Consider the following 12,992-nt stretch of genomic DNA (forward strand, 5'->3'; position numbering starts at 1 on the left):
ATTTTTTTGATATAGGTCTCAATGCCCAAGTTTACTAAAATTTCAGCAAAATATGTTAATGAAGAATGTTAAATACTAAGGATTTGTTAAAGAAAAGTAAGGTTGGAACTTTTTAAATATTCGTTCCCAATTTTCATTTTTCAGTCACCTAAATTTAAGCTTTGTATCTTTGCCCAGCGAAAATTGAATGAACTATGATCTCACCTATTAGTGGTTTTTCCAAATTAACGAAAAAGGAAAAAATAGATTGGCTTGCCGAAACTTACCTGAAAGATCAACCTGAAGATGTGCGGGTGCTCAGGCAATACTGGAATGAAGACTCCCGGCTGCAACAGCTGCACGATGAATTTACCGAAAATACCCTGTCAAACTTCTATCTCCCTTTTGGTCTGGCCCCAAATTTCCTGATTAACGAAGAACTTCTTGCTCTACCAATGGCAATTGAGGAAAGCTCGGTGATTGCAGCTGCCAGTAAAGCGGCAAAATTCTGGAGATCTCGCGGTGGATTTAAAGCCGAAGTAATCGACACCCAAAAGATCGGGCAGGTTCATTTTACTTATGTGGGAGACCCGGAAAAACTTACCGTATTTTTTGAGGAAGTAAAACCGAAGATGATTGAAGCGGTTAAGCCTGTTACCAAAAACATGGAAAAACGTGGCGGCGGAATACTAAATATTGAACTTAAGGATAAAACAGAAAGCTTAAACAATTACTTCCAGTTACACTGCACTTTCGACACCCAGGACTCTATGGGTGCGAACTTCATCAATTCCTGTCTAGAAAAATTTGCAGAAGTTCTTCAGGAAGAGGCTAAAGAATTTGAGGCTTTTGACAGTAAAGAAAAGCAGATCGAGATCATAATGAGTATCCTTTCTAATTATGTACCTCATTGCCTGGTGCGTGCAGAAGTTTCGTGCCCGGTAGAAGAACTATCGGAAGATGACCAAATGACCGGCCAGGAGTTTGCTGAAAAGTTCCTCCAGGCAATAAAGATCGCCGAAGTGGAACCATACCGGGCGGTTACACACAATAAAGGTATTATGAACGGCATTGATGCCGTTGTTTTGGCCACAGGAAATGATTTTAGGGCCGTAGAAGCAGGGATACACGCTTACGCCTCAAAAAGTGGCAACTACAGCAGTCTATCGCATGCTAAAGTGAAAAACGGAATTTTTAGCTTCTGGATGGAAATTCCTCTGGCACTGGGAACAGTAGGCGGGCTTACAAGCCTGCATCCCTTGGTAAAACTCGCCCTGGACATACTCCAGCAACCTTCCGCAAAAAAACTAATGAAAATAGTGGCTGTTGCCGGGCTGGCTCAGAATTTTGCCGCGGTACGGTCCCTCATTACCACCGGAATTCAACAAGGGCATATGAAAATGCACCTAATGAACATTCTTAATCAACAAAACGCAACCCGGGAAGAGAAACTCACCTTAACCGATTACTTTAAACATCACACGGTTACTCATAGTAGTGTTATTGAGCAACTCGAAAAGATACGTCTGCAATGAGGAAATTTTACAGCCATGGAAAATTACTAATCACCGGAGAATACGCCGTTCTTAATGGAGCAAAAGCCCTGGCCTTACCTACAAGATATGGCCAGGAAATGAAGGTGGAGAACACAAATGAAACCGAAATTTCGTGGACAAGCCTTGATGAAAAAAACAACATCTGGTTTAAGTCTAGCTTTATTTTAAAAAATGATAATTTTATTCTGAAGGAAGAAAACAATAAATCTTCCGCAACTGCATCACGTCTGGCCCAGGTACTAAATGTGGCTAAAACTCTCACTCCTGAGTTCTTTTCTAAAAACCAGGGATTCAGAATAACTACCAAACTCGAGTTTAACCGCGAATGGGGTTTAGGCAGCTCGTCAACTTTAATAAATAATATAGCCACATGGCTTAATATAGATGCTTACCAACTTTTAAAAGACACCTTTGGTGGCAGCGGTTATGATATTGCCGCCGCACAACAGGATTCTGCATTCACTTATCAATTAATAAATGGCGAGACCTCAGTATTAAAATGTCATTTTGAACCGGGTTTTAAGGAGCAATTGTTTTTTGTTTACCTGAACCAGAAACAGAATAGCCGGGAAGCTATTGCTCATTACCGTAACCAACCCCAAGAGAACATTGATGTTCTTACAAACAAAATATCCGGGCTTACCGAGCAATTTCTTCATTGTGGAAGCCTGGCCGAATTTCAAATTTTAATGGATATTCACGAAACCCTTGTCTCAAAAGCCGTAAACCTACCAAAAATTAAAACCAGACTATTCCCTGATTTCTCCGGAAGTATAAAAAGCCTTGGGGGCTGGGGTGGGGATTTTATTCTCGTAACGGGTAATGAAGAGGACCAGCAGTACTTCAGAGATAAAAATTACAATACTATTATTCCATTCAGCAATATGATACTATAAAAAACGCCCCCTAAAAAGGAGGCGTTTTTAAACAGTGATTTTATTCTTTCAGACTAATAAAATCTGGCTCGGTTATCTTCGATTTCGGCCTTTTCCTTTAAGGCTTCATAGGCTCGTTGAGCAGCAGCCTGACGTTGTTTTGCAGTTTCCTGATCCGCGAAACTCTTATACGAATCCATTGCAGGAGCTTCATTTTTATTAACCAATTCCACTACATACACTCCTTTTTCTCCGGTTATGGGCTTGCTTACCTCCCCAGGTTCCATCGCGAAAACAGAACCCACTACTGCAGGTTCGCTTCCAGCACCAGGAAGGGTGGGACTATTTAAGTTGACAGCATTGGCAGACTGAACACTACTGTTTTGCGCAGCTGCGATCTCCTCAAGACTATTCCCACTTATTTTGTTCTTAATAATCTCCGCTTTCTTTTGTTTGGTGAGAATCGGAATCACTTCAGATGATGCATTTTCGGCACTCATAAGTCCGGCATCCCTTTTCGCAGTAAGTTGAGCTACAACATAACCCTGGGCGGTATCAAACCTTTTAACATCACCAACTTTCACACCTTCTTCAAATGCCCATTGAACGATTCTTCTTTGGTTGCCTATTCCAGGAATATTTTCCTCCAATGCCTTAACATCTCTCACAGTTCTAAGTTCAAGGTTTTCTGATTTTGCCTGTTCTGAGAAATCACCTTCACGTGCAGCAATTTCAAATTTTGTAACCTCATTAAAAAGATTGTTTCTTGAACGCTCAGAAGCTTCAATTTCCCGGGCAATGGTTGCGATTTTCACAGCTCTTTCTCTGTCGCTCTGCTCTTCTATATGGATAACATGGTAACCAAAATCGGTTTCTATCACCCCTATATCACCGGCATTATTTTCAAAGATATAAGAATCAAATTCGGGTACCATATCCCCAGGGCCAAAATACCCAAGGTCTCCGCCCTCAGCTTTATTAGATTCATCTGAAGAATATTCTGCAGCTAAATTTGCAAATTGAGACTTATCACTGTGAACCACATTCGCGATACTGTCAGCCAATTGCTTGGCTTCTTCTTTGCTTCTGGTCACATTTGGCGCAAATTGCAGTCCTTGATAGGAGATCAAAATATGACTGGCTTTGGCTGAATCTGCCATCTGCTTTGCATCTACCATTTTGCTAATCTTAAAATATCCATCGTGCTCATATGGCCCAAAAGTTTCTCCCACTTCAAGATTAAATAGATCGTCACGTACTTCTGATGGAAGTTCATTTCTGAACATATATCTATCCTGGTAAGGAAGATCAGAGTTTGAATTAACAAAGTTTTCGTAATCTGTAGTTTCGTTAAAGCCTGGCAAAGTATCATTAGCCTGCGCAGCAGAATTGTATTCTACCCTTTCTTCCATTAACCCGATTAGAGATTCTTTTGCTTCACTACGATCTTCCTCTGAAGCACCTTCCTCAAAGAACACATATTGAATGTTTCTGGAAGCTTCAGTTTCAAATTTGGCAGGATTCTTTTTAATATAATTCCTGATCTCGTCTTTGCTTACCTCTACTTCATCATCTGAGACTGAAGAATAAGGAATCTGCACGAATTTCATATCTATGTTATCGTTCTGGAATCGATAAGCCTGCTCTCCCTCTGTAAGGGTAGCTCCTACTCCAGCAGCAACCATAGTAAAGTAAATATTTTCACGGGCAGCACCTCCAAGACTGTTCTCGAAATCGATCCATTGACGGTAAGCCTCCGGAGAAGTAGCCTTCATCGTAGCAACATATTCTCTTAAGCGGTTTTCATCGAACATTCCCGCTTCATTAGTGAAGTTAGGGTTCCCACGCATTTGTGAACGCATCATTTCCTTTATTTGGGCTTGCTCTGCACGCACACCTAAGTCTTCCAATTCTTCCTCAAGGATGATCTCGCGTAGTTTATTTTCCCACACCTGGTTTACAGCCTGGGCGGTAGTCGCATTTGCTCCCATATTTCGCTGAAAAGCTTCAACATTTTGGGCAAACTCTTCCCTATCAATTTCTTCCCCATTAACGGTTGCGATAACATTTTGAGATTTAGCGGAAGAAAAACCTCCATTACGGATCACATCGGCTAACACGAATGAAAAAAGTGCCAAAGCAATGATAATGATCAAGAAAACAGAACGCTGTCTGATTTTATTTAATACTGCCATTTGTAGTTATTATTTATCGGAATATAGTGCGCGAAAATAGCGTTTTTAAGCTAATTATGAAACTTATAATTAGCAAAATATTAACGAGCCGTATTTAATCTATAGGTTTGATTTTTAGTTCCACCAATTCTATTTTGGTATTGGAAACTTCTTTTATATCAAATTCAAAATCTCCAACAGTTACCAACTCCCCCTGCTGAGGGATTTCTTCGGTATGATTAACGATAAAACCGCCAAGGGTTTCATAGTTTTCACCATCGGGGATATTAATCTTATAGGCATCATTCAGGTAATCTATTTCCAGCCGGGCAGAAAATAAATAATGATCTTCATCTAATCGTTCTTCAATTAGAACCGGGGAGTCGTGTTCGTCTTCTATTTCCCCAAAGAGTTCCTCCACAATATCTTCCACGGTAATCATCCCGCTTGTACCACCGTATTCATCAATAACAACCGCGATACTTTTTCTTTTTTTTATCAGGGTATTCAGCACATCTTTGACCCACATGGTTTCGGGGACAAAAACTACCGGTAGCAATATGGCCTTTAATGATTTTGGCCTCTTGAATAATTCAAAACTATGGATATAACCTATAATATCATCTATGGTTTCGTTATACACCAGGATTTTAGACAACCCGGTTTCGGTAAATGTTTCAATAAGATCTTTAGGAGCCTGTGATTTATCTACAGCAACGATCTCGGTTCTTGGGATCATCACTTCCCGGGCCTTGATATCGGAAAATTCCAGGGCATTTTGAAAAATCTGTATTTCGGTATCAACATCGTCATCCTTTTCTACCGTTTCCATTTGTTCATTGATAAAATTACCAAGATCGACCTTACTAAAAGCCAATTGTACTTCATCCCCCTCGGTTTTAAAGAATTTCTTCAATACAAAATCTGAAATCCAGATAACAAAATCAGAAATAAAAGTAAATAGAACGTAGAAAAAATATGCGGGTATAGCGAAAAATTTCAGCATAGAGTTGGCATAGATCTGAAAAAAAACTTTTGGAAGAAATTCCGCAGTAAAAAGAATAACCAAAGTTGAAATAACTGTTTGAGTAAGCAGGCTAAGATCTGTAATCAAATAATCAATAAACCCGCTTTCAATAGGCTGAAGACCGTTTAACCAGCTCATAATGAGATCGCCCATAAAGAACCCGTACACTACCAGTGCAATATTGTTTCCCACCAGCATGGTGGCAATAAATTTTGAAGGTTTCCTGGTGAGTTTTCTTAAGACGGTAGCCAAAAGATCATTCTGGCGTTTTTCTATCTCAATATAGATTTTATTTGAAGAAACATAAGCAATTTCCATCCCAGAAAAAAATGCTGAAAAGGTCAGGGAAAGAATAATAATAAATATCTCGCTTTGCATCGGAGTTATTTGTTGCGCTCTTCAAACTTGCGCCTAAAACGCCTTTTAAAGAGAAACATAAATATAGAAATCACTACAAAAAAGATGAAAAGGTAAGCCCTACCGCGTTCGGTATCCCAAATCCTAATACTTTCAAAAAGGAAAAATGCACCTATAACCAGGTACGCATATTCGAAAAATTTATAATATTTACTCATCTTCTTTATCTTCTATAATTTGAACCCCTACATTGCTTCGGGAACGAAAATTACCGAAATTTTGATTAGAATCAAAACCCTGACCTTCGTTTAGCGCTCCATTTGGGAAGCGTATTTTATTTGGTTTGTCGGTAAAGACCCATCCCTGATTTTGATCCCAGTAAAGTTGGCTGGCTTCTAATCGGGTACTGTCACTGGTATAAATCACAACCTCTCCCTGAAGATCTATGAGGCCGGTTTCCTCATAAATAACCCCGTAATTAGCACTTACAGTACTGCTTTTATTTTCGGGGTCGAAGAACTCCACCTCAAGCCCATCTGGAAATTCACGGTAAGGGAATTTTTTATTAGTAAAATCCAGCATTCGCTCACTCTTAAGCGTAGCTACCAGCCGACCAGAATCGGTATATTTAAGATTTAGGTCTAATGCCTCGGCCTGTGGGGCATCGCCCTCAAGATCCAGGGCCCTGATCTCACTCAAATTACCCTGACATGAAAAAAGCATTGTCACGCCTATTAGCGTGACAATGCCTGAAATTATTTGGTTATATGTGAATCTCATTCTACAAATTAGGGATGCGAACTGTCTCGCCTATCCAGCAACTAATCTTAATAGCCTCCCCGGCATTTCTTCCTTGCTGGAAGATATCAGATTTTTGCGGTGCTCTCCCCATATAGCTTCTGGCAGCCTGGGTTGCATTACTTGCAATAGAAGGATCTACACTAGCAGCTCTTCTTGCATAGTCTGCGGCAGCCCAGTAAACAGCTCTTTTTTCAAAGGTCGTGTTTCCACAACTATTAGCACTCTGAGCGTACATACTAGCAATCTGCAGGTAAGCACTACCAAAAGAAGGTCTTACACTAAGTGCTCTTCTATAGTAAGTTCTGGCCTGAGAAAAACTTCCCTGGTCTTTATAGTTTCCTGCGATTCTGTAATAGATTCGTGCTTTCGCAGAATTATCTTTTTCAAGCTCAGCTGCTTCGTTATAATATTGAAGAGCCTTAGATCTATTTCCTTCAGCTTCGGCCAACTGACCTAAAGAGAAAGCTGATCTTGCAGAAGGGTCAAGATTGTGAAGCGCTTCAGACACCTTCATGAACAATGGATCTTCAGTACAATCTTTAGCAGAAAGACGCGCGTTTGCATTTCTTAACCAATCAACATCATTTTTCTTTTCATCAAAATCCTTGGTATAAAGAGGGATAAGATTATCACAATCTGCTCTTTGTCCTAGTTTACCATTAATAGCATTTTTAACCGTACTGTAAGCTTTAAGGTTAATCTCTGAATTCTTAACAAGAGTTTTTTCCTTTGCGGAAAGGGTTTCACCTTGATCCTGCTTCTCCAAAAGTGGAGCTAGTCTCTCAGCAAGTTCGTTTTCTTCAGTTTCCACCTTAGCGATCACATCATCGTATTTGGCAAAAACATCTTCAAGAGAACGCTCCCCTTCATCCTGCATATCTACAAGAAGAGAAAAATAAGCATAAATTCCTTTAGGGCTGGTAAAGTTTTCAGGGTCTTCAGTAAAAGCTTTATCAAAAGCCTTATATTGATCCTCTTTATCGCCTATTTTATAGTCGAACCTAAGTTGAGCGATATCACCGTATACTTTACCTTTTGAAGTTTTTTGAGGAAAAAGCTCTAATCGCTCTTCCCAAAGCTGGATTAGTTCTTCAATAAATTCTTCTTTTTCTTCGCCTTCAGCATTATCAATTTTATATTTAAGAGCTCTTTCTCCATACTGGAAAGTAGCCAGGCTGTATTTTGGACATTCCTCTCTCACCTTCATTAGAGGTTCGTAGGCTGCGTCATAATTCTTTGCTTTTGCATCGTCATACGCCAATGCCGCCATAGTCGCACAATCATTAGACTGTGCATTTACTATACTTGAACCGAATACGGCTCCAAATACTAATGCTATTAACTTCGCTTTCATTTTCTTGAGTTATAGTGGTTAATCAAATTTTCTTCTTTCAAACCATTTTCTGGCTTCTGTTAGGGACAAACCTACAGACAGCTTAAAAAAATCCTCTTTCACCAATCCTGAATCTGTTGTACCGCGCTGTCCATACTCGAATCCAAGGTTGATATTTGAGAATCCTGGTCCTACTGGCAATCCTAAACCAAAAGTAATGCCAAACTCATTAATATCCTCATTATTGAGCCTTAGCCCGGTTTCTTCATACCTAAACCCTCCTCTTATCACGACTCTTTTGAAATAGCTTGTCAGGGAGTTATATTGAGGAATATAGTACCCCCCAACTCTATATTTTGCGGCTTCATTGTACACCGCCGTCTCATTTATGGTGTTAGAACGGTCAAGATAGGCATTACGTCCGGTTTTAATATACTCGCCACCAAAGAACCATTTATTAGGTCGACCAAGGCCCGCCCCTATAGTAATTTTTTCTGCAAGATTATATTCTGAATCGGCCACATCTAGCTCTCTCACTTCTACCGGTATTTCGCCATTTGGTGTGAATGCGATAGTAGCAACCTCTCTTTTGTTTTCTGAAGTAAGACTGGTTTCCGGAGAATATGTAGCCGATGCGTGTAGTTTCAACCTGTCAGAGATCATCGATTGGAAATCAACGCCGAAATTAAAACTCAAGCCATTGAGATCTGAGCGGCTAATATCCCGGCTACCAAGTTGAATTTCTTCTCTAACTAAGGTTCTTCTATTTTGAAAGTTCCCGAAATTATATCGGGCATCTATTCCAATACTGAAATTTTTATTTATTTCGTAACCTCCAGAAAGGTAAACCCGATTAAGACCTCCGCGTCCCTGAAGCCTTGTGGCAACATCCTCCTGAATATCTAGAATACGGTAACCTACCGAAGTTTGAGGAATGAGACCGAAACCAAATCCAAATTTCCCAACAGGAATACCTAAGGCAAGATAATCCAGGGATGTAATCTTTGCATTATCACTACCTACATCAGACTTCAGATTGCTCTGTTCATGACTTCCTCCTATGGAGTAAGTGGTACGCCTTAAACGCCCATACCCCGCAGGATTACTAAGGTTAAGATGGATACTATCAGAAAACACATTTATACCTCCCATGGAGCGGTTTTCTATGGTTCCTTTAAATTTAGTTAAACCAATTCCGTAGTATGAATAAGGCGAAGAGATATTTTCCTGTGCCGCGGCGAGTGCCGTAGTTAATATAGCTACGATTACTATAAATCGTTTAATCATTGAGTCTTGTTAAATTCTAAAATGTAGTTTAAACCTTCAAATAGAAAATTTGGGTTGGCAAATATGCTATTTTTTAATTGCTTTGACAAAAATAGCATATCCCCACCTGTTAAAATAATTGTTAAATCTTTATTTTCAGATTTATAGGAATTTATAAATCCGTCGATCTCAAAAACCACTCCATTAACCGCACCGGAATTCATAGCTTTTTGGGTAGAATTCCCTGTGACCAGTTGGTTTTCCGCAGCTTTAAACAAAGGTAAGTTTCCGGTAAACTCATGCATTGCTCTGAACCTCATCGCAAGACCGGGAGAGATAGCGCCCCCCAGATATTCCTCCTTCTTATTCTTAAAATCGTAAGTAATACAACTTCCCGCATCAATTACCAATACGTTTTTTCCGGGATAATTTTTAACCGCGGCAGCGATAAGAGCGATCCTGTCTTTCCCTAAGGTTGAAGGTGTAACGTAATGGTTGGTAAAAGGCTGCTTAATATCCATGGTCAGGATCACCAGTTCGCTGCGTTCTTCGAGAAACTTTTCCTCCCTCTCGGTGTTTTTAATTACTGAAGAAAGGATGGAATATTCGATATTAGGGAAGGATTTAAAAATTTCTTTAGTTTTTTGAAAAAAATCTTTCCCCGCAACAGCAACTTTATACTGAAGGCTAGCATTTTGAAAAACAGCCATTTTCACCAAAGTATTCCCTATATCTACAACTAAATTCACAGTCTTTCTATTGAATTCGCTAATTTACAAAAGCATTTTTTTATAAAATCCTTTGCGGGTTAATAAAAATGAAATTATATTTGCAACCGCTTAAAACAAGCAACTGGTGCCTTAGCTCAGTTGGTAGAGCAAAGGACTGAAAATCCTTGTGTCCCTGGTTCGATTCCTGGAGGCACCACCTCAAAAACCCTGACTTTTAGTCGGGGTTTTTTGGTTTAAGGCGCTACTGTACTGGGATCAGCGAGGATTCGGATAATTCGTGATTAGTCATGATTTTTCAAAAAGTTACAAATTAGTTTACAATCGCCTATATAAGATTACATAACTCTACCTACCCTCTAACTAAGAGTTGGAAAGGCAGATTTCTATATCTTTAAAAGAAAAATGGAAAACTTACCTGCCAAACAAGCCTTATATGATCTTTTCGCCATTGCTTCTCAACTAAATAAGGTTTTAAAAGTAAGACCTGACCTGGAGATTTTAATCAAATTTATCTTATCTAAAGATTTTTATTTTGATGAGGATACTAGATATCCCAGTTTAAAGGAGGTGGAAGCGCAAACCGGTTTGTCTACATATCAATTAAGGAAACAAATTAAGGATCTTTATGAGTTTACTCTGGAAGAAGACGACCCTATTTTGAGTTTTGAAAAGGGTAATATTATTTTTTTCATTTCCTATCTTGATCAATATTATCAATTTTCCTTATCTCAACTTTCACGATTACCTCGCATTGGCGAATCATTTGAAATACCATTCCTCAAGGCTAAATTTGGGACTTATCTCTTCTATGTTAATAATGTTACACACACTCTGGAAGGAAACTCTCAACGAATAAGAATAGATCTCAAGGGAGGAAGACCAAATTCATATTTAAAATTACGGAAGGATAAAGCTGAGGTTTTTAGAGAAATACCTTTCAAGGATTTATTCAAACCAGACTGGTATTTTGAGGATAAATTACTACGCGGTGAATTAAAACCATAAAAAAACCGCCCTCGGGGAAAGGCGGTTTTGATAGCTAATATTTCTACTAGCTCGCTGTACCAGATCCTAAGTAGGCGCTGTTAGAGACTTTGCTTCCATCTTCTGAAATGAAAGCCATATACATTTCAATAGTATCTCCTGCATAAGTTGAAGGAATTGAAACACTCTCCGCTCCTGCAGTTCGGTCGGCTCCTTCCAGGATATAAACCGATTCTTTCTTGGAAGGATTATATACCAATACCATTGCTTTGTCGGTAGTGGCCGCATTCCCTTCTCCCGAATTATCATCCCAGGTGAAATCAACTTGCCCGGGAGTGGAATCATCCATGGCTCCGTTCAAGACTCCGGTCAGGGTTCCCTTACTTACAAGGGCAAGAGAATAATCAACACTAAAGTTAGGTGCTGAACCGGTAATAGCATTGTTGAGCACATAAGACATTGCCGCGTTGAAGGCTGTCTTTTTAATGGCTAGGTTTTTATAACCTTTCTTGAGGAATTCAAGATTAGGCTGTAAAAACTCTAAGGTGGCGGTAAACTTTGTTCTTTGGTTTACCTGACCAACAGTTCGGGGGTTGGCAACCTTAGAAGGCATTATTCTTAGATAATCAATTCCTTTCCAGCTGGCACCAACTACGTTACCAACTTTCCCGGAGATACCTCCTAAAATCCCTTGAGAGATCTTTCCCATGACATTTAATTTTTTAGGGTTAATATTTAGTTGTTCGGACTTGGTACGGACTTGATATGGTTTTGACCGGAAGTTAGTACCTTGTTGAACGCCTATAAAAAAACCTATTAAATACATCAATCTGGAGGTTTGGCAATGGATTTACCTGCGTGTACCTGCTTTTCCGTTCAATCCCTTTCAATTATTTCTGAAAAAGAAAAAAAGAGAAAAAAGAAAGCTGTTCTAACAAAATGCGTAGCCAGCAGGCAAGCTTTTCGGCGGAAATACTATCCGCGTGTTATGGAGATGGAGTTTAGCAAACCTTTGTTTGCGGATGGAGATTTCCGCTGAAACCCGGAGGGCTGGAGCTTGACCTGCGCCCGCGAAGCATTTTACCTTCGGTTTCTTTTTACTATTTTGATTTAAATAAAATGCCCATTTCCGTGTTTTGGTATAGCTGAGAAATGGGCGTGTCTATGGGAATTACAAAGAAAGTAGATTATAATAGTTTGGCTTATGGGGGAAATCCCCCATATTCAAATTTGTTATATTGTAAAAACCCAATTTTTCCCCTATGTGTTTTCCTAACCTTTCTTAATCGGTAGCAACCTTTTGGTTCTTACTACATGTTAACAGGCTCAAGGAGGGGCCAATGAAGCCTGACGCGATAGCGTCGGGCGTAATGCGCCGACTTGTGCCTGTGTGAGGGCATTGAAAGTACCACGCCTTCTCTGAGAGGGTAAATCGGCTATTCAATTTCTAAAGCTTAATTGTCTCCAGACTTTTTTTAGAGGGGCGTGGTTCTTTTGCCCTGTGTTCGGAAGCTCCTATTTAATCTGAACTTTTATGAGTTCTGTCGTTGACCTCAGCAGTGATATTTTAGAAAGCAGGAGCGCCCGGTAAGCGACGCCTTTGCAAAGCACAAAAACAAAGTACGGAGTGCGGTTTTTGTGCTTAGTTGCCTGGTTTGTGGCTTTGCCTGGCGATCAGCCTGGTGAAGCAAGAAACCAGGATAGTTGCAAAAAAAGATTGGGGAGATCGGAGTTTAGGTGTTTTGAGAGCTGATCAATGGGATTATTTAGGTATATCAGGCAGGTCACTTTTTTTGACATTGCGAAAGGCCCGCAGGGCGCGGAAGCATGGAGGAAGGCATTTTTTTGAGGAAATGGGTTTTGGAGCGCAGCGGAGAAACTCTTTTTCTCAAAAAAGAATGCCTGGAGC

10 protein-coding genes and 1 tRNA gene are annotated in these 12,992 nt (G+C 39.8%); 4 read left to right on the forward strand and 7 right to left on the reverse strand.

Translation table 11 applies throughout. The annotated features are described in order from the left end of the window. The first annotated feature begins 194 nt into the window (after positions 1–194). Together VIM94_RS09695 and VIM94_RS09700 are read left to right on the forward strand one after the other, a co-directional pair. Positions 195–1,514, forward strand: coding sequence for a hydroxymethylglutaryl-CoA reductase, degradative (locus VIM94_RS09695; protein ID WP_332039099.1), 1,320 nt, complete (start codon positions 195–197; stop codon positions 1,512–1,514). After that, positions 1,511–2,431, forward strand: a complete 921-nt coding sequence (locus VIM94_RS09700) for a GYDIA family GHMP kinase (RefSeq protein WP_332039100.1) — start codon at positions 1,511–1,513, stop codon at positions 2,429–2,431. The genes VIM94_RS09695 and VIM94_RS09700 overlap by 4 nt, the downstream gene beginning before the upstream one ends. 53 nt (positions 2,432–2,484) lie before the next feature. Here VIM94_RS09700 and VIM94_RS09705 read toward each other — a convergent pair whose 3' ends face one another. The 6 genes from VIM94_RS09705 to VIM94_RS09730 all read right to left on the reverse strand — a co-directional run bounded on the left by VIM94_RS09705 (position 2,485) and on the right by VIM94_RS09730 (position 10,117). After that, positions 2,485–4,605: a peptidylprolyl isomerase gene (locus VIM94_RS09705; RefSeq protein WP_332039101.1), complete on the reverse strand. Its 2,121-nt coding sequence runs from the start codon at positions 4,603–4,605 to the stop codon at positions 2,485–2,487. A 94-nt stretch (positions 4,606–4,699) separates the two neighbouring features. Beyond that, entirely contained in the window at positions 4,700–5,989 is a 1,290-nt protein-coding gene (locus VIM94_RS09710) for a hemolysin family protein (RefSeq protein ID WP_332039102.1), read from the reverse strand. A 189-nt stretch (positions 5,990–6,178) separates the two neighbouring features. Continuing rightward, positions 6,179–6,748 (reverse strand): LPS export ABC transporter periplasmic protein LptC, encoded by a 570-nt coding sequence (gene lptC / locus VIM94_RS09715; protein WP_332039103.1) that lies wholly within the window; start codon positions 6,746–6,748, stop codon positions 6,179–6,181. A gap of 1 nt (position 6,749) precedes the next feature. Beyond that, positions 6,750–8,123 (reverse strand): hypothetical protein, encoded by a 1,374-nt coding sequence (locus tag VIM94_RS09720; protein ID WP_332039104.1) that lies wholly within the window; start codon positions 8,121–8,123, stop codon positions 6,750–6,752. An 18-nt stretch (positions 8,124–8,141) separates the two neighbouring features. Beyond that, positions 8,142–9,389 (reverse strand): hypothetical protein, encoded by a 1,248-nt coding sequence (locus VIM94_RS09725; RefSeq protein WP_332039105.1) that lies wholly within the window; start codon positions 9,387–9,389, stop codon positions 8,142–8,144. Next, the gene (locus VIM94_RS09730; protein WP_332039106.1) at positions 9,386–10,117 is read right to left on the reverse strand and encodes a type III pantothenate kinase; all 732 of its coding nucleotides are present in this window, start codon (positions 10,115–10,117) and stop codon (positions 9,386–9,388) included. The genes VIM94_RS09725 and VIM94_RS09730 overlap by 4 nt, the downstream gene beginning before the upstream one ends. Positions 10,118–10,222: 105 nt before the next feature. On the opposite strand from VIM94_RS09730, the gene VIM94_RS09735 reads away from it, so the two are divergent. Continuing rightward, positions 10,223–10,295: transfer RNA gene (locus VIM94_RS09735), tRNA-Phe, on the forward strand. A gap of 206 nt (positions 10,296–10,501) precedes the next feature. Then, positions 10,502–11,104, forward strand: coding sequence for a hypothetical protein (locus VIM94_RS09740; protein ID WP_332039107.1), 603 nt, complete (start codon positions 10,502–10,504; stop codon positions 11,102–11,104). A gap of 46 nt (positions 11,105–11,150) precedes the next feature. Here VIM94_RS09740 and VIM94_RS09745 read toward each other — a convergent pair whose 3' ends face one another. Further along, positions 11,151–11,792 carry a DUF6266 family protein gene (locus tag VIM94_RS09745; protein ID WP_332039108.1) on the reverse strand — a complete coding sequence of 214 codons (642 nt, stop codon included), beginning with the start codon at positions 11,790–11,792 and terminating at the stop codon, positions 11,151–11,153. Positions 11,793–12,992 lie beyond the last annotated feature (1,200 nt).

It is taken from the genome of Salegentibacter sp. (assembly GCF_036568425.1).
Taxonomy (GTDB): Bacteria; Bacteroidota; Bacteroidia; order Flavobacteriales; family Flavobacteriaceae; genus Salegentibacter.

Coding starts and splice junctions, on each gene's coding strand:
- VIM94_RS09740 (WP_332039107.1), top strand. CDS start 10,502: ATGGAAAACTTACCTGCCAAACAAGCCTTATATGATCTTTTCGCCATT.
- VIM94_RS09710 (WP_332039102.1), bottom strand. CDS start 5,989: ATGCAAAGCGAGATATTTATTATTATTCTTTCCCTGACCTTTTCAGCA.
- VIM94_RS09725 (WP_332039105.1), bottom strand. CDS start 9,389: ATGATTAAACGATTTATAGTAATCGTAGCTATATTAACTACGGCACTC.
- VIM94_RS09720 (WP_332039104.1), bottom strand. CDS start 8,123: ATGAAAGCGAAGTTAATAGCATTAGTATTTGGAGCCGTATTCGGTTCA.
- VIM94_RS09695 (WP_332039099.1), top strand. CDS start 195: ATGATCTCACCTATTAGTGGTTTTTCCAAATTAACGAAAAAGGAAAAA.
- VIM94_RS09705 (WP_332039101.1), bottom strand. CDS start 4,605: ATGGCAGTATTAAATAAAATCAGACAGCGTTCTGTTTTCTTGATCATT.
- VIM94_RS09700 (WP_332039100.1), top strand. CDS start 1,511: ATGAGGAAATTTTACAGCCATGGAAAATTACTAATCACCGGAGAATAC.
- VIM94_RS09745 (WP_332039108.1), bottom strand. CDS start 11,792: ATGGGAAAGATCTCTCAAGGGATTTTAGGAGGTATCTCCGGGAAAGTT.
- lptC (WP_332039103.1), bottom strand. CDS start 6,748: ATGAGATTCACATATAACCAAATAATTTCAGGCATTGTCACGCTAATA.